Source organism: Peribacillus alkalitolerans, assembly GCF_010882125.1.
GTDB classification, from domain to species: domain Bacteria; phylum Bacillota; class Bacilli; order Bacillales; family DSM-1321; genus Bacillus_BN; species Bacillus_BN alkalitolerans.
In genome coordinates this window covers 1-17,261 of sequence record NZ_JAAGVZ010000025.1, presented here as the reverse complement: position 1 = coordinate 17,261, position 17,261 = coordinate 1, and the positions used below count along the sequence as shown (strand labels likewise).

The 17,261-nt window shown below is 37.0% G+C and carries 17 protein-coding genes and 1 riboswitch; of the genes, 13 read left to right on the top strand and 4 right to left on the bottom strand.

What is annotated here, in order from left to right:
* Nucleotides 1–62 precede the first annotated feature (62 nt).
* Nucleotides 63–1,919: a S41 family peptidase gene (locus tag G3O09_RS19415; protein ID WP_163103099.1), complete on the top strand. Its 1,857-nt coding sequence runs from the start codon at nt 63–65 to the stop codon at nt 1,917–1,919.
* A gap of 43 nt (nt 1,920–1,962) precedes the next feature.
* Here G3O09_RS19415 and G3O09_RS19410 read toward each other — a convergent pair whose 3' ends face one another.
* On the bottom strand, nt 1,963–2,196 hold the full coding sequence (locus G3O09_RS19410; RefSeq protein WP_163103098.1) for a DUF378 domain-containing protein: 234 nt from the start codon (nt 2,194–2,196) through the stop codon (nt 1,963–1,965).
* Nucleotides 2,197–2,346: 150 nt separating this feature from the next.
* Here G3O09_RS19410 and G3O09_RS19405 point away from each other — a divergent pair, with 150 nt between their 5' ends.
* The 3 genes from G3O09_RS19405 (at nt 2,347) to G3O09_RS19395 (ending at nt 5,701) form a co-directional block, all read left to right on the top strand.
* The gene (locus tag G3O09_RS19405; RefSeq protein WP_163103097.1) at nt 2,347–3,510 is read left to right on the top strand and encodes an iron-containing alcohol dehydrogenase; all 1,164 of its coding nucleotides are present in this window, start codon (nt 2,347–2,349) and stop codon (nt 3,508–3,510) included.
* Between the two features lie 142 nt (nt 3,511–3,652).
* Nucleotides 3,653–4,999 (top strand): glucose-6-phosphate isomerase, encoded by a 1,347-nt coding sequence (locus G3O09_RS19400; protein WP_163103096.1) that lies wholly within the window; start codon nt 3,653–3,655, stop codon nt 4,997–4,999.
* Nucleotides 5,000–5,296: 297 nt separating this feature from the next.
* Complete coding sequence (locus tag G3O09_RS19395) at nt 5,297–5,701, top strand: YugN-like family protein (RefSeq protein WP_163103095.1); 405 nt, start codon at nt 5,297–5,299, stop codon at nt 5,699–5,701.
* A 48-nt stretch (nt 5,702–5,749) separates the two neighbouring features.
* Here G3O09_RS19395 and G3O09_RS19390 read toward each other — a convergent pair whose 3' ends face one another.
* Nucleotides 5,750–6,520 carry a potassium channel family protein gene (locus tag G3O09_RS19390; RefSeq protein ID WP_163103094.1) on the bottom strand — a complete coding sequence of 257 codons (771 nt, stop codon included), beginning with the start codon at nt 6,518–6,520 and terminating at the stop codon, nt 5,750–5,752.
* Between the two features lie 222 nt (nt 6,521–6,742).
* On the opposite strand from G3O09_RS19390, the gene G3O09_RS19385 reads away from it, so the two are divergent.
* Nucleotides 6,743–7,957, top strand: coding sequence for an ammonium transporter (locus G3O09_RS19385; protein WP_163103093.1), 1,215 nt, complete (start codon nt 6,743–6,745; stop codon nt 7,955–7,957).
* 289 nt (nt 7,958–8,246) lie between these two features.
* On the opposite strand, the gene G3O09_RS19380 is transcribed toward G3O09_RS19385, so the two are convergent.
* A complete protein-coding gene (locus G3O09_RS19380) occupies nt 8,247–9,128 on the bottom strand; it encodes a 5'-methylthioadenosine/S-adenosylhomocysteine nucleosidase (RefSeq protein ID WP_163103092.1) in 882 nt (293 codons plus the stop codon).
* A 180-nt stretch (nt 9,129–9,308) separates the two neighbouring features.
* Nucleotides 9,309–9,412: riboswitch (purine riboswitch) on the bottom strand.
* Nucleotides 9,413–9,933: 521 nt separating this feature from the next.
* Here G3O09_RS19380 and G3O09_RS19375 point away from each other — a divergent pair.
* The 5 genes from G3O09_RS19375 to G3O09_RS19355 all read left to right on the top strand — a co-directional run bounded on the left by G3O09_RS19375 (nt 9,934) and on the right by G3O09_RS19355 (nt 14,311).
* Nucleotides 9,934–10,320: a GntR family transcriptional regulator gene (locus tag G3O09_RS19375; RefSeq protein ID WP_163103091.1), complete on the top strand. Its 387-nt coding sequence runs from the start codon at nt 9,934–9,936 to the stop codon at nt 10,318–10,320.
* Entirely contained in the window at nt 10,317–11,213 is an 897-nt protein-coding gene (locus G3O09_RS19370; RefSeq protein ID WP_163103090.1) for an ABC transporter ATP-binding protein, read from the top strand. Before G3O09_RS19375 ends, G3O09_RS19370 begins: the two co-directional genes overlap by 4 nt.
* Nucleotides 11,188–13,161, top strand: a complete 1,974-nt coding sequence (locus G3O09_RS19365) for a DUF6449 domain-containing protein (protein ID WP_163103089.1) — start codon at nt 11,188–11,190, stop codon at nt 13,159–13,161. Before G3O09_RS19370 ends, G3O09_RS19365 begins: the two co-directional genes overlap by 26 nt.
* 24 nt (nt 13,162–13,185) lie before the next feature.
* Nucleotides 13,186–13,707, top strand: coding sequence for an RNA polymerase sigma factor (locus G3O09_RS19360; RefSeq protein ID WP_163103088.1), 522 nt, complete (start codon nt 13,186–13,188; stop codon nt 13,705–13,707).
* Between the two features lie 187 nt (nt 13,708–13,894).
* On the top strand, nt 13,895–14,311 hold the full coding sequence (locus G3O09_RS19355) for a VOC family protein (protein WP_163103087.1): 417 nt from the start codon (nt 13,895–13,897) through the stop codon (nt 14,309–14,311).
* Nucleotides 14,312–14,434: 123 nt separating this feature from the next.
* Here G3O09_RS19355 and G3O09_RS19350 read toward each other — a convergent pair whose 3' ends face one another.
* Nucleotides 14,435–14,647: a DUF3951 domain-containing protein gene (locus G3O09_RS19350; RefSeq protein WP_163103086.1), complete on the bottom strand. Its 213-nt coding sequence runs from the start codon at nt 14,645–14,647 to the stop codon at nt 14,435–14,437.
* 70 nt (nt 14,648–14,717) lie between these two features.
* On the opposite strand from G3O09_RS19350, the gene G3O09_RS19345 reads away from it, so the two are divergent.
* The 3 genes from G3O09_RS19345 (at nt 14,718) to G3O09_RS19335 (ending at nt 17,130) form a co-directional block, all read left to right on the top strand.
* Nucleotides 14,718–15,197 carry a GNAT family N-acetyltransferase gene (locus G3O09_RS19345; protein ID WP_163103085.1) on the top strand — a complete coding sequence of 160 codons (480 nt, stop codon included), beginning with the start codon at nt 14,718–14,720 and terminating at the stop codon, nt 15,195–15,197.
* Between the two features lie 285 nt (nt 15,198–15,482).
* The gene (locus G3O09_RS19340; protein ID WP_163103084.1) at nt 15,483–16,793 is read left to right on the top strand and encodes an NCS2 family permease; all 1,311 of its coding nucleotides are present in this window, start codon (nt 15,483–15,485) and stop codon (nt 16,791–16,793) included.
* 97 nt (nt 16,794–16,890) lie between these two features.
* Nucleotides 16,891–17,130 carry a DUF2164 domain-containing protein gene (locus tag G3O09_RS19335; RefSeq protein ID WP_163103083.1) on the top strand — a complete coding sequence of 80 codons (240 nt, stop codon included), beginning with the start codon at nt 16,891–16,893 and terminating at the stop codon, nt 17,128–17,130.
* Nucleotides 17,131–17,261: the final 131 nt, after the last annotated feature.

Below are 17,261 nucleotides of genomic sequence, written 5' to 3'. Positions count from 1 at the left end.
GAATATGTAACGCAATATGGAATAAATAGACGAATAGAGTATTTAGAAACGGAATGGTACATATGAAAAATAAACAGAATGCTATTTTCTTATTTATCGTTTTATTGTCACTGACAGGAGGGGTCATGCTTTTCCAGAAACGAGATAACCCTCCTCCATCAATGGAAGCTTCTGTTCCAATAGATTCTGTAGAAACTAGTTACGTAACACATGAGTACGTCTTAAAGGATGAGACCGGACTATTCTTAGAAAATTGGATTGGAAATGTGGAAATCAAACCCTCAACCAATAACAAGCTAGTGGTCAATCTGACAGATAGGTCTGAGAAGTCAGATGCGTTTTTTACTATTAAAGATAATGGGAATCAAATTCTGATTGGTCAAAAGGGGCAAAGTAAAGCCGATATAACAATATTAGTCCCTACCTCCATCCAGGATATTGGTGGAACCATTAAAAAGGGAAACTGGTGGGCATCTTTGCCTAGTATTACAAAATTAAACCTAAAGACTGAACAAGGGAACGTTTCAGTTCAACTAGACAAATTAGACCTTAATGGGGAATATATTCTCGTTTCGGAAATTGGAGCAATCGCAGCGAATTTACCAGAAGGAAGTAGGTTGAAATTAGTTGCACCAGCAGACTTGGTGAACGTGGAAGAATCACCTCAAGGAGTGAAATTTTTTGCGCGAGTGGTCAGTAGCGGGATGGCACTCCCTGTTTTATATAGTGGAAATCTTACGCAAGAAGATAAAACGGAAGAACTGCTCCAACCAGAAGACATGAAAAAGGATTTAGATTTATTGTTCAAATCTTTAGAACAGAAACACTATGTCTATCAAATGCGAACTGATGAAATTCTAAAGCAACAATCCATAAATAAGATAACTGAACCTATGTCAAAGTTGGACTTTTTCCATCTTATTACCGACATCCTGGTGACCCTTCATGATGGTCATACCAATATTACAGGAATTAGTACAACAGCTTTTGATATCCCGAAAGTTTTTTGGGGGAAAGATGGAATCCTGGTTACTGAAGATGATGGGGATTTTCGTAAAGGTGATGAAATTATATCTGTTGGAGGTAAGACAAAGGAAGAATTGTTTCTGTTGGCTAAACAAATAGTACCAGCCGATCACGAAGGATGGATTTATGCAGTTGGGTTTGAAAGACTGACTATTAAACAATTTGCTGTGAAAAAAGGATTAATCTCTAAAGAGCAAACAAACCTTCCTATTGTGGTAAAACGGGGAAAAAAAATAAAAGAGATTTCCGTAAAAGAACGTAAAGTTAGCGATAGTAGTTTGGAGGAAAGGTTATTTTCTCAACAAGTTAAACCACCTTATCATTGGAAAATCAAAAAAGGTATGGGTATTTTCACGCTTAATCAGAGTGTTGCCTCTGAGGGTTATAGAGAGTCGCTGAGAGAATTTTTTAAAGAAGTGCAAATGAGGAAAGTGAAGAAAATAGCTGTAGATTTGCGAGAAAACAATGGTGGTTCAGATTTGACTATTGATTGGTTCATAGCCCATCTGAATGTCGATCAGTATAAAAATATTGGGGATATTTTAACACCAAATGAAAAGGTCCCAGATATAAAGAGTTTTGATGGTCAAGTGTACATATTTACTTCCCAAAAGACCTTCAGTGCTGGTTCGAATTTTGCAACAGTTATTAAAGCAAATAGCCTTGGAGAGATACTCGGGCAATCTCCAGGTAACAATGGATCCTTCGGTGGTAACATTCATAACGTATATTTAGAACAAAGTGGATTTAAGGTTGTAATTCCTACTAGCCATGCAAGGGCTCCATTACCTCCAAATGAACAAAATGTCCCTATCAAGCCAGATGTTGAAATTGAATGGACAAAAACATCGTTGCTGGAAAAATCAGATCCTTGGTTAGATGCCATCCAATAGAAAATAAATGAAAATGCAGGCTGAGGAATCAGCCTGCATTTTATTATTTGGACGGTCTAGCTTCTGGTTCGCGTGCATATTCTTCACTTGGTTTGAACAGTAAGCCAAGATTGATCAGACCCGCGATCCCGACTAAACCATAAATGATACGAGCAAAAGCACTATCTTGACCCCCAAAAATGGCAGCCACTAAATCAAATTGGAAGAATCCAATCAATCCCCAATTTACTGCGCCGACTATAGTAAGTACAAGTGCAATGCGTTGAATTCCACTCATGTTGAGAAATCCTCCTTGAAAATGTTTCATTCATTTTTAGCATGGATATAAGGGTAAAGTTTAATGCATGGTAGAAATATTTTTTATCAGGTCATATTTTTTGTAAATGATAAGCTAGATGTACATAATGAGAAGTGGAGGTGCAGAATAATGCAAAATTTTACTTATAAAAATCCGACTAAATTAATTTTTGGTAAAGATACATTATTTGAACTTAAGAATGAAATTCCTGAATACGGAAAAAAAGTCCTTCTTGTATATGGAGGAGGAAGCATTAAAAAAAGTGGATTGTATGATAAGGTGATTGCAGAGTTTCAGAGTATTGATACTGTAGTGTATGAGTTAGCTGGAGTTGAGCCAAACCCAAGAATTTCTACTGTCCGAAAAGGGGTAGAGATTTGTAAGAGTGAAGGAATCGACTTCTTATTAGCGGTTGGGGGCGGCAGTGTTATTGATTGTACGAAAGCTATTGCTGCAGGTGCCAAATATGAAGGTGATGCTTGGGATATCGTGACAAAGAAGGTTGAAGTTGAAGATGCTTTGCCTTTTGGAACTGTGTTGACGTTAGCAGCGACTGGTTCGGAAATGAATGCTGGATCAGTCATTACTAATTGGGAAACTCAAGAGAAATATGGTTGGGGAAGCCCACTTGTATATCCGAAATTTTCTATCCTAGATCCTACACATACGTTCACAGTACCAAAGGATCAAACGATTTATGGCATCGTCGACATGATGTCCCATGTGTTTGAACAATATTTCCACCAAACAACAAACACACCACTGCAAGACCGTATGTGTGAAGCTGTACTAAATACGGTTATTGAAACGGCACCTAAGCTATTGAATGATCTTGAAAACTACGATTATCGTGAAACAATTCTTTATTCGGGTACGATTGCCCTAAATGGTTATCTTCAGGTAGGTGTTCGAGGAGATTGGGCAACACATAATATAGAGCATGCTGTTTCTGCCATTCATGATATCCCTCACGCAGGTGGATTGGCGATTCTATTCCCTAACTGGATGAAGCATACGATGCATGAACGGATTGAGCGTTTCGCTCAATTGGCAGTCCGAGTTTTGGGTGTTGAACCAGAAGGGAAATCGGATGAACAAATTGCATTAGAAGGAATCGATAAAATTAGTGGATTTTGGAGTTCATTAGGAGCCCCTTCTCGATTAGCGGATTACAATATCGATGAATCCACTTTGGATACTATGGCAGATAAAGCTATGGTTTATGGAGAATTTGGTAATTTTAAAAAATTATCTCGTGACGATGTTCTAGCCATTTTTAGAGCTTCTTTATAATATAAACGAGCAGCAGGATGGTACGACTTTGAAATTTCAATTTCGTACCATCCTTTTTGATTAAAAATTAAGGTGTTTTCTTGATTAAGTATGAACCATTCGTTAAAGTGATTATGTAAATCTTTATAGTGGGAGGATATTCATGACGCACATTCGATTCGATTATTCTAAAGCATTGTCTTTTTTTGGTGAGCATGAACTTACATATTTGCGTGATGCCGTGAAGGTCGCGCATCACTCTTTACATGAAAAAACAGGGGCTGGTAACGATTTCTTAGGCTGGATCGAGCTACCTACAGACTATGATAAAGAAGAATTTGCGCGTATTCAAAAGGCTGCAGACAAAATTAAGGGTGATTCTGATATTCTAATTGTTATCGGTATTGGCGGATCCTATTTAGGAGCAAGAGCGGCAATCGAAATGCTTCAGCATAGTTTTTATAATGCCCTTTCCAAAGAACAACGTAAAACGCCTCAAATTGTATTTGCAGGCAATAATATCTCCTCTTCCTATATGAAGGATTTGATGGATGTTCTAAAGGATAAAGATTTTTCTATTAATGTTATTTCTAAATCAGGAACTACGACAGAACCTGCGATTGCATTCCGTCTCTTCAAAAAGATGCTTGAAGAAAAATATGGTGTTGATGAAGCGCGTAAACGAATTTATGCAACAACAGATAAAGCGCGTGGGGCTCTAAAGACATTAGCTACTGAAGAAGGCTATGAAACATTTGTCATTCCAGATGATGTTGGAGGAAGGTATTCTGTATTGACAGCAGTAGGCTTGCTTCCGATTGCAGTAAGTGGGGCGGACATCAAGAGTATGATGGATGGTGCCCGCGAAGCGCAAGAAGAATATAGCACTTCTGAGATAGAAGTGAATGCAGCATATCAATACGCAGCTGTTCGAAATGCCCTTTATAATAAAGGAAAAACGATTGAAATGCTGATTAACTATGAGCCAGGATTACAATACTTCTCAGAATGGTGGAAGCAGCTTTTTGGTGAGTCAGAAGGAAAAGACCAAAAAGGGATTTTCCCTGCATCTGCAAACTTCTCGACTGACCTTCATTCATTAGGGCAATACGTACAAGAAGGAAGACGAGACCTATTCGAGACGATTATTAAAGTAGAAAATCCACGTCATGAATTAACGATTGAAGAAGAGAAAAATGATCTGGATGGGCTTAATTATCTGGCAGGAGAAACGGTGGATTTCGTCAATAACAAAGCATTCCAAGGTACAATGCTAGCTCATACTGACGGTGGAGTGCCAAACTTAATAATAAGCATTCCATCTATGGATGCATACACATTTGGCTATTTGGTTTATTTCTTTGAAAAAGCATGTGCGATGAGTGGCTATTTATTAGGGGTCAATCCATTTGACCAGCCAGGTGTAGAAGAATACAAGGTGAACATGTTTGCGTTGCTTGGAAAACCAGGCTATGAAGAAAAGAAAGCAGAATTAGAAAAACGACTATAATGGATTTGGGAATTAGGGGAAACCCTAGTTCCCTTTTTTAATTTACTACATGCTGAAAGAACGTAGTGTTTTGTGGAAATTCGACAAGTTGGGATTATAGGGTCCCGAAGTCGGGATTAAATGACAGAAAGTCGGGAAAATAAGATGTGAAGTCGGGAAAATAGGATTGGAACTCGGGAATATCAGTAACAATTTCAGTTATTGATCCCCACCAAGTTCTTAGTTTGAAGAGTTTTCTTTGATTGATTTCATGGGTTTTGGTTATCCTAAGGGAAAATGCTACAAGGAGTGAGCTTAGTGATTGAAATTCCTTCAAAGATAGAGGGGAAAACTTATACCCTATATGATCTGGAACAGAAACTAAAGCCAGCAGGATATGATATAGGTGGTAACTGGGATTATGACCATGGATACTTTGATTATAAAATTGATAATGAAATGGGCTACCAATACTTAAGGGTACCTTTTAAATCAATCGATGGCCAATTGGACTCAAGGGGGGCTACTGTGAAAATGGGGCGCCCACTATTATTGTCACATCAGTATCAGATTGGCATAGATGATCATGCGGATTCTGGGAATTTTTCTGCCTCTTTCAATCAATTCGCAGAGCCCCAGGATCCTGATGCAACCTTTCCTGAAAAGTATATTGAACTTGGTAAGGAACTCGTGAAAGAGCTTGAATCGTTACTAGGTGCTTAATTTGATTCATCAACAAGGCCACTAGCAAAAAGGATGCTAGTGGCTCTTTTAATTGGTCAGCTCTTTTAATTGGTCAAGCATAACCTTACTACTGATTGAATTAGTTTGGATTATCCGATCTGCACCTGCTCGATATGCATTGGCAAGCTGATCTGTAGTCAAAATCTCCACGATACAAAAAGCCTTCGGATTAAGCCCTTTTACAGATAGTAGGGTGAGTATGGAGAACATATCAGTTTGGAATTCATTTTGCAGAAAGTCTGCGGTTATCATCACGCTAGAGGCGTATTGGATATTTGCCTTTTTTAATGTCTCATCTGAAGAGGCGTTACCTTGGATAAAATGTACGTCCTTATTTCGCATCGGATGGTCCTGAAGAGTTTGGTCTATCAATACGATGGAAGGGTGTGATTGCCTTTCGAGTAAGGCGTCAATAATAACCCGTGACCTTTCGTTCCAACCTACAACAATAGTGTGATCTTTATTTGTATATTCAAGTTTTCCGTGCAAAAATCTCTCCTCCGATTTCACGGCGATTGCAGCCAAGCTTACGAAATAAGTGGTCACGAATCCAGCGCCCAAAATGATTAATAGCACCCCTACCACTTGCCCAGCCATAGTTTTAGGAGCATAATCGCCAAATCCAACAGTTGAGGTAGTGACAACTGCCCACCAAATCCCCTCCCAATAGGTAGGGAAATTCTCCGGCTCAATATAATGGATGATCCCACCAAAAGAACAAATCACGATGCAAACAATGAGTAACAGACGTAATAGAGTAGGTACTCTTGAAGTGATAAATCTTACCAATCCTAACATTGCCATTCCACCTTCAACTTACATGTCCCCATTATGTTCAAATATTACAGAAAACATAATGTGAAAAGGAAATAAATTGAATGTAAGGTTTTCTAACATAAATATTTAAAATTTTCTAAAATTTTAAATAAATCAGTTGATTTTTTAGATAATCAATAATAATATAAGAAAAACAAGAAATTCATGTGAGAAGTTCTAACATGAATGGTAGGAGGAAAAGAAATGCAAATGGCGGATTCCGTTTTTATGTTTTTTGCAACCTTAATTGTTTGGATTATGACGCCTGGGATTGCTCTTTTTTATGGAGGGATGGTGAAAAGTAAAAACGTACTAAGTACCACCATGCATAGTTATGCACCAATGGCTGTAGTTTCAATTTTGTGGGTTTTAGTGGGCTATTCCATTTCCTTTTCTACAGGAGGAAATGCTTTTTTCGGGGATTTTGATTGGATGGGACTAAAGGGAGTGACTTTTGAACCGAATCCTGACTACAGTGCTACAATCCCACACAATTTATTTATGATGTTCCAGATGACGTTTGCGGTGTTAACAGTAGCCATCATCTCTGGTGCGGTTGCAGAAAGAATGAAGTTTTCAGCCTTTATTTTATTTACCATCATTTGGTCAGTGTTAGTATATGCTCCTGTTGCCCACTGGGTATGGGGTGTAGGAGGATGGTTGCGTGAATTAGGAGCGTTAGATTTCGCTGGTGGTAATGTAGTTCATATTTCCTCGGGTGTAACAGGATTAGTATTAGCAGTGATGCTAGGGAAACGAAAAGAAGCCAATGAGAGTGGTCCTCATAATATTCCCTTGACTGTCCTAGGTGCTACGTTAATTTGGTTTGGGTGGTATGGTTTTAATGTCGGCAGTTCATTATCCCTGAATGAAGTTGCCATGGTTGTATTTATCAATACAGCTATTGCGGCCGCTGCTGGGATCTTAGGATGGATTCTAGTTGAGTGGATGATCAACCGTAAGCCGACCATGGTTGGATCACTTTCTGGTGCGATTGCTGGCCTTGTTGCCATAACGCCTGCTTGTGGATTCGTTACACCAGCATCTTCTATAATTATCGGTTTGATCAGTGGAGCTGTTTGTTTCTGGGGTGTCATTTTCTTAAAGAAGAAATTAGGGTACGATGATGCACTAGACGCATTCGGACTTCATGGGATTGGAGGTACATGGGGAGGGATCGCGACCGGTTTATTTGCAACAACCACGGTGAACGAAGCTGGTGCAAATGGTTTGTTTTATGGGGATGCAAGCCTTATATGGAAACAGCTTGTTGCGATGCTTGCAACTTACGTATTTGTAGCGGTAGTAACATATGTAATCGTGAAAGTAATCCATGTATTTGTTCCAATTCGAGTGAACGAAGAAGAGGAGAAGGTTGGTCTTGACCTTACTCTGCATGGCGAGAAGGCATATCATTAAAATATAGCCCATAAAGGTTCAAGGAAAGCAGGGAGACTCTCAATAGAGATTGCTCTGCTTTTTTATTATTGGGTCTGATAAACTTTAATGTTGATATTTGTTTAATAGAATAGACTGCTTGCAGTCATGTTCCATAAAAAAAGAGCTGTATAAACAGCTCTTAGGTTCCCCAACTAAAGCCGCCGAAATTGAGGGCACTTTTTTTACCTACAGATGGTCGAATCCGAGGTTATGGCGTTGGGGGTTAATTATTTTTTTAGTTTAATAGGGAACAAAAAATTGTTCCGTGTTATTTGCTTTGTATCGTAGATATATATTTGTTAACTACTTCAAAAACATAATCTTGATTTGCTGCTGCTGTATTAGGATCGTATTTACCGCCATTGGTTTTATTATTAGACAGTACTCTAATACCTAGGAATTTTATATCATAAGCTTTGGCAATTTGTGCTGCTGCGGCACCTTCCATTTCTTCTACAGATGTACCGTACTTAGTATGGAACCATTTAATTCGATCCACTTCATTATTCCAAACGTCTGCTGAACCGATAGTACCTTCGACGACCTTACCCTTAGTGTATTTATCTTTTACTGCATTAGCAGCAGCGAGCAAATCCTTATCTCCTTCGTAGTAACGGATTTTTTCAGCATTAGGATCTTCTCCCGCACTTCCTTCAGAAGCCATTAAGTCCATTGGGATCCATTTCGTTGGATCAATTCCTTGGTTTTCTTCCATGCTTGCTGTTTTTAATGAACCTAGATTTGTAGTTCTTTTACCTAAAACAATATCATATACGTTTAAACTTGGATCATGTCCGCCTGATGTACCTTGGTTGATGATAGCGATAGGATTATATTTTTCAATCGCGACTGCTGTAGCAGCTGCTGTGTTTTCCATTCCCTTACCAGTTTTAGCAACGATGACAGGATAGTTGTTCAGCTTACCTTTGTAAAAGACAAAAGTTCCTGATTTCTCCACTTTAACATTTTCCAATTTTTGTGCAAATTTTTCAGCTTCAATAGGCATCGGACCTTGAATGATAATAGGTCTTTGTGCACCTTCTACTTCTGTTTCATTTAGAAAAGTTGAATTAAATCCTGCAAATACAGATATTAACAGTACAGCAAGCGCTGCTAATAAAGTGTATTTCTTTAGCATGTTGTTTTTCATAAATTAAACTCCCCTTTTCTCTTGTTGTTTGATACACTCGAAAACTTGGCCCAATGAAAAAGGTCTAGAAAATGTAGAATGATTTCTACCTCCTAGACCTACGAAAGTTAAAGTATCGATAATTTAGCAAAAAATGAAGGAAATGCTAAATTAAAAATGGTAACGGCTAAAAAAGCCGAACAATCGAATACTTTAACTCGTAGTCTAGTTCTTTCATTGGGAACCAGGTAGAGACACTCAGACCATATTACCGAGTATATACGAGTAATGTTATTTATGATTATTACTTTATTAATATAGCAGAATAATAATAGATAATCAACTAAAGTATGAACATTAATTAAAAATGTTTAATTAATGTTCGTGTTTTAGGTAAACGTGAAGCCTTTTCCCTTCCCTTTAATTATATTCCGGCCATTATACTTACCATGTTCTTGACAGGTCCTATCATTAGTTCGTATATAAATGTAGATAATTCCAAAATCATATTTACACAAATTATTATTCTTGTTGTAATTGCGCTTCCAACGAAAAGTTTCCTCAAATGGAAAAAGAAAACTCCAATCCTGAGAAAAAGAAATCTGCTTCTTTTGTTCTCTTAAATAAAGAGATCAACAGAGGGAGTTAAAATAAAGCAACTACTCCAAAGCACCGGTATTAAACGGTGCTTTTTCTAGTGGGAATATGATTTTTGGATAGTAGAAAAATAATGGAAAAAAATGCTTTCTTTTTTCAAATGAATGTAATATGATTTAAGTGTACTAATACTCGTAATACACACAGTACAGAGTGAGGGTGATAACGGTTGTTTGAATTAGATATGAGAAGCCGGCAGCCAATATATGAGCAGCTTGTGGATAAGCTTAAGGAACTAATCATCAGTGAAGTATTGAAAGTAGATGAACAGCTACCTTCTGTACGGACATTGGCACAGCAGTTGACGATTAATCCCAATACCATACAAAAGGCATACCGAGAATTAGAAGTGCAAGGATATATATACTCCGTGAAAGGGAGGGGAAGTTTTGTGAACCCAAATAGTCTTGTCATAAATTCAGAGAAGTTAGAAACGGTGAAGAAAGAACTCGTAAAAGTATTGTCTGAAGCTATGTATCTTGGATTGAAAGCGGAAGATGTGATTTCTATCGTACGGGAGCTCGATGCTTCCCTGGGAGGGACACAGGAAGTATGATCGAAATCTATCAGTTATCGAAAAAGTTTGAAGATAATATTGTGGTGGATAATGTTTCTTTCTCTGTACAAAAAGGGTCAATCTACGGTCTGCTAGGATCAAATGGTGCAGGAAAAACAACGCTATTGAAGATGCTTACCGGTATTTATAAGCAAGATACAGGTCAAGCAGAAATAAATGGTGAAACTGTATTTGAAAATTTAGCTATAAAAAATAAGCTAATCTTTATGCCTGACATCCCTTTCTTCTTCTCCCATTACACCGTTAAGCAAATGGCGGATTATTATTCAACGATTTACCCGCATTGGGACTGGGAAAGATTCGAGAAATTAAAAGCAATGTTTGATATTGATGTAGATAAAAAGGTTCAACGTTTTTCAAAAGGAATGCAAAGACAAGTGGCGTTTTGGTTGGCATTTTCCTCTATGCCGGATGTAGTGCTTCTTGATGAGCCTTTCGATGGTTTAGATCCAGTAATAAGGAAAAAAGTTAAGAATATGCTCGTCCAGGATGTAGCCGATCGTGAAATGACGGTCATAATATCTTCTCACAACTTACGGGAAGTCGAGGATATTTGTGACCACATCGGAATTTTACATAAAGGGCAAATGATGTTAGAAAAAGATCTAGACGATTTAAAATCGGATGTTCATAAAATTCAAATTGCATTTAAAGAGGACCCAACGCAAATTTTCGAAGGACTAAAAGTCCTTCATCAAGAGAAAAGAGGAAGTGTCATATTATGTGTGGTGCGAGGCAAAGAGGAAGAGATTGAAAAACATTTCCGATCTCTCCATCCAGTTTTGTTTGACATGCTTCCTTTAACGTTAGAAGAAATATTCATTTACGAAATGGGGGAAGCAGGATATGCCATCGGCAACCTTCTCGTTTAATAAAGAAATAGCCAAACAAGTCATTAGGAGTAGCGGCTGGGTAGGAATTATCTACTTTATAGGATTGTTCTTTTCAGTACCTTTAAAGATGATCATGATGGACTCAGAACCCTATTACTATGACAATATACGAAATCCTTTTTCATACTTGTACGAAATCCAATATGTAATGATGCTTGTGGTACCACTCCTTCTAAGTATTTTCTTATTTTCGTATCTTCATAATAAACAAGCAGCAGATTTTATTCACAGTCTTCCAGTGAAGCGTTCTAGATTGTTTAACCAATACATCATGATGGGTGTAATGCTTTACATAGTTCCAGTACTTTTTAATGGAATCCTAGTTTTAGTTTTAAGGTCAACATTATCATTGCAAGAATTCATTACAATTAACGAAGTTTTTTCGTGGATGGGTGTAACAATTTTATTTGGATTATTTATCTTCTTTTCAGGGGTATTAGTCGCAACCATTACAGGGATCGCAGTATTCCAAGGCGTTCTTACAACTATTTTTTTGTTGTTCCCGACTGGAATATTTATGTTGGTGGTATATTCACTTAAATATTTCTTAAATGGTTTTGCCTATGATTATTATTTGTCTGCAAAGGTCTATGAATATTCTCCTATCCTCTATGCATCAAACTTAGGGCATAAGAATTTAGGGACACAAGCTGCATGGATGTTTGGGATTGCCATTATAGTATTTTACGGATTAGCTCTTTGGTTATACCAAAAGAGAAATATCGAAAGTGCATCCCAAGCATTGGCTTATCCAATCCTTAGACCAATCTTCACGTATGGTGTAGCATTTTGTTTTATGCTAACGGGAGGCCTGTACTTTGGGGAATCTGAGAACAGTGCTGGATGGCTCATGTTTGGATACTTTTTCGGTTCATTGATCGGATATTTTGTCGCTCGTAGCGTCATCGAAAAAACATGGCGTGTATTCAATTTTGGAGAATGGAAGAGATATTCCGTCTTCTTAGTGGCTATTGCAGTACTATATGGACTTTTCCTAATTGATTTTACAGGCTTTGAGAAAAAAGTGCCTCCATTAAGCGAGGTGGAAAAGGTTTATATGGGTGATAATGTCCAAGCCTACATGGAGGGGACAGAGCATGGCAAACTTTCCTTACTTTCTAGCAAGGAAAGCATTGAAAATGTAATAGCCCTTCATAAAGAGGTTGCTAAACTAGATCCTATTAAACAATCAAATTATCAATACTATTCTAATAAATTTTTCATTTACGAGATGAAGAATGGTGATAGATTTGTTCGACAGTATCGAGTAGAGGATAGTAGGAATCTCGCCGCCTATAACAAACCAATTTATGAATCCAAAGAATATAAAGAAATGCAATACCCAATCTTGAAGGTAAACACGGATAAAGTTGATAAAATTACCATCATGCCTAATGGACCTGTCGATAAACGCTTGAATGTAACAGAAGGACCAAAGATAGAAGCAGTCTTAGATGCGTTAAAAAATGACATGTACGGTATGACATACGAAAATATGACAAGTAATATTGAGCCCTCTTCTAATATTGAACTATTGTTGAGTAATGGAAAACGAGTATATACAGATATGTACCCGTACTTTGAAGAACTTCAATCATTACTCAAAAAGCAAGGGGAACTTGACAAAGCGATCATCACTGCTGATGATATCGAAGAAATTTTTATTCTTCCAAATGATCAAGTTAGCAAAGATGAAAGAGGTTATTTTGAATACGAAGAGGTACAAAAACAGATTATAAAACACGGTTCAGCATTGAAAATCACCGATAAGGATCCAATTAATGAATGCTTAACTCTAGATAATTGGGATCTGGAAAAAGGACCATATTTGCTTTTATACCGTTACAAAGGAAAAGAAAATTATGAAGTTAAAGCAATTTCAGAGGAATATGCACCAGAATTTATAAAAAATCATTTCGCGAAATAAAACATGAAGGATGGAGGATGACGGATGAATCAACTTGAAATAGACTTTGAAGGGCTGTATGTTCGGTATGAAAAGATGTTAAAAGGAATTGTCCGCTCCATCATTCATGACCCTTTTTTAACGGAGGATATTGTACAGGATACGTTTGTAAAAGCGTATCAAAAATTGGAGACGCTCACCCATTCAGACAGGGCAGGTGCATGGCTGTCTATGATTGCCAGACGAACTGCGATAGATTATTTGAGGAAGGAAAAAAAGAATGAGGCATATCTTATAGAAAATTTCTATGAATATACAGCTTCTCCACAACCCTCCATTGATCAAATTGTAGATAATGCAGAACTCATTGAAAAAATGTATGATTGTGTGAATGAATGGGATGATGCAAGGCGACAAGTGTTTTTGTTAAAAGCCTTTCATGGCATGAAAGATGAAGACATTTCTAATCAGTTGCATATTAAATTGGGTACTGTGAAAACGTGGATCCATCGTTCAAGAAGATTACTAAAAACAGAACTTGTGAACCATCAACGCCAGTTAGCTTAATGCTAATTGGTTTATTTTATTTTACCTATTTGTTAAGACTATTGGATAGAAAAATACGTTCATTTAATAGATGGCTTTGTTAAAGCTCAGTGTTTAATAGACAAAATGATTGTTTGATCGAAGGAAAATAGAAAACATTAGAGAATAGTATGTAGAGCAATAATTTTTATAGGAAAAGGAGAATAAAATGGGAACTCAATTTGATAAGATTTTTGTTAACTTACCTGTAGAAAATCTAAACCAATCTATTGAATTTTTCACTCAACTAGGCTTTGAATTTAATCCCCAATTTACAGATGAAAATGCAACATGCATGATTGTTAGTGAAAATATTTTTGTAATGCTATTAGTGGAAAGTTATTTTAAGAGCTTTACTAAGAAAGATATCCCTGATACCTCCAACAGCAAAGAAGTTATTCTAGCGTTGTCAGCAAACAGTAGAGACCAAGTGAATGAGATTGTAAACAAAGCTCTGGAAGCAGGAGCTAAGCCTTCAAATGATCCGATAGACCATGGTTTTATGTACGGTTGGAGTTTTCAGGATTTAGACGGACATATTTGGGAGTTATTTTATATGGAAGAAAGTGCTGTTAATCAAGAATAATTGTAAAAAAGGGCACAAACCATAACGGAATTGTGCTTTTTATTTTCACATATAATGAAGGTTGAACAATGAAACGGAAACTTTTATGTATCGTCTTATAGATTAGTGATAAAAAAGATGGAACTATTGCCAAGGCTTGTCTCCTTGGTCTTTTTCTTCTTCCAAAACTTCTTGTTCTTCATGGAATTCAACGTTACTTTGTCCAGTGATTTGGTCAAATGGTGTGTAGAAATTTACAACCGTTTTTTTCTTGATAAAGACTTTGTAAAATCCAATTAGAACTAGAAGAATGATACAAACCGGAAATGAAATGGCAGCTAGTGAGAGTGGATTCATGGAAAATCTCCTATTCTACTTTTTTATCTATTATGTCATGATACTTAATTTTAATATAGGGAGTATTTTAATGGAGAATCATATTATTTCAAATGGTAAGTACTATATTTCGACAAATAAAGATTATCTTGATGTATTAACAATACATAAGTTTTTAAGTGATGATTCATATTGGGCAAAAGGAATTTCTAAAAAAGCAGTTGAAGCAACTGTTCATTATACCCCTATTTGCTACGGGGTGTTTGATGGAAATCCAGAACAAAAGGAAGCTAAACAAATAGGTTTTGCTCGCGTGGTTACTGATTTTGTACGATATGCATGGTTAGGCGACGTCTTTATACTACCTGAATACAGAGGAAAGGGATTAAGTAAATGGTTGATCGCCTCCATCTTTGAACATCCTCAACTAAAAGGCGTATCCTTCAACCTGAGCACGAAGGATGCCCATGGATTATACAGTCAATTTGGATTTGAACGTATTACTGATGCAGAAAAAAGGATGGTTCGTCCGATGAACTTGGAATCTATCAACCATTTATATAGAGATTAAAAAGAGAGATGAATGAATTCAAGATTATCGGACAAGAAATTTGTTCGAACCTTTTTTTAATGCTTTTTGACAGTCTATAGGAATATCGCAGGCTTTATTGAACAAAATAGTGGAGAGTATACAATAAGATAGTCCTTCACTATCCTTACCAACATTTATATCCTATACGGATATTGAAAAATAGGTCTGATGGCTCTATAATGAGAACTTGAGGGCTTTTGGAGGTACGTACCTCTTAGGAGTTACTTGGGTGGGCGAGGGATAAATTGAATAGAGGAGATTTACTTGCTACAGCATTGGATTCAACAGCGCTTTAGTCTTGTAGAAAACCAAACCACTTTAAAGAAGGAGATCCTTGCCGGTGCTGTTTCGTTTTTTACAATTGTCTATATCATTGCTGTCAACTCATCCATTTTGGCAGAAGCGGGTATTCCAAGAGAAGCTGGTATTATTGCAACAGCATTAGTTAGTTTTATTAGCTGTGTGTTAGTTGGATTATGGTCGAACACGCCAATCATTTTAGTGCCTGGTATGGGATTAAATGCGATGTTCACTTATACCATTGTCCAGAACATGGGCTTTTCTTGGCAACAAGCTTTAGGAGTAGTGACTGTATCAGGAATACTGTTCGCAATTGTTGCATTTACACCACTTGTGACACTATTGTCTGATGCGATTCCACAATCATTGAAAGAAGCGATTACCGTTGGATTGGGTTTATTCCTAACTATGATTGGTTTGGAAAAGGGAGGATTAATCCAAACTGGTGAGCATTCCATCCTTATGATTGGTCAATTTAACAATCCCATTGTACTTGCCACGATCCTGACTTTAATTGTAACTGTTACGCTTTTTATTAAAAATGTACCTGGCAATTTTTTAATCAGTATGCTGATAGGAACGGCTATTGCTGCATTGTTTGGTCTAGTGACATGGGAAGGATTCGGGACGTTTTCAGAAGCCACTGCTGGATTTAAAGATTTTCAAGATGTATTCTTTGCTTTTTCATTGTCTAACATTTGGTCGACGGCATTTTGGGTTGCTTCATTCTCTTTTGCCATGGTGTTAGTATTTGAAAACATCGGCCTAGTTCATGGACATACATCTATGATCAATAAACCAGAGAAGTTTGTATCTGGTTACAGATCAACTGCAATTTCTTCCATTCTATGTGGACTATTTGGCTCTAGCCCATCTGTTGCAACAGTTGAAACTGCGTCTGGAATTGCAGCAGGTGGTCGAACAGGTTTGACAGCAGTTACAACTGGTTTGCTGTTTTTAGTTTCACTTTTCTTTATTCCAGTCATTAAGATCATTCCTGGTAGTGCGATTGCACCGATCCTTATTATTATTGGGGCATTAATGTTGCAGAATGTGAAGCATATTGACTTTAATGATTTTACAGAAGCCTTTCCGGCATTCTTAATCATTGTGATGATTCCTTTCACTTATAGCATAGCGGATGGAATCGCATTTGGGTTCATCACTTACCCAATCATTAAACTATTACTTGGAAAAAGAAAACAAGTATCTTTACCGCTTATCTTGATAGCAGGATTGTTCTTACTAAACTTTATTCTGCATTCATTTTCATAACAATTAGGGTGTTCAAGTACAGTCAATAGACATGCTTGGGCACCCTTTTCATTTATTAATAAAAATTATGTTAAAATTTATTTATAGGAGGGGAATTATGTACAAAATTACTCGGGAAGAAAATGAAAAAATGATTTCTGATATTCAAACTTTCTTTTTACATGAAAGAGACGAAGAACTATCTAGATTTGTAGCAGAAAACATCCTGGATTTCTTCAAGGAAACGATCGCTCCTCATTATTATAACGCTGGCATAAGGGATTCCCAAAAACTTGTAGAAGATAGAATGGTAGGGATAGAAGAGGATCTACATTCACTTAAAAGACCAATTCGATAAATGTAAAAAGGAGATCCTTTAAAGGATCTCCTTTCAGACTGTAGACAAATCCCCCAAAAAGGGGATTTGTCTGCGGTCTTTTTTTGTATAATGAAGGTACTACAAAATGTGCTTAGGTGATAAATATGTTA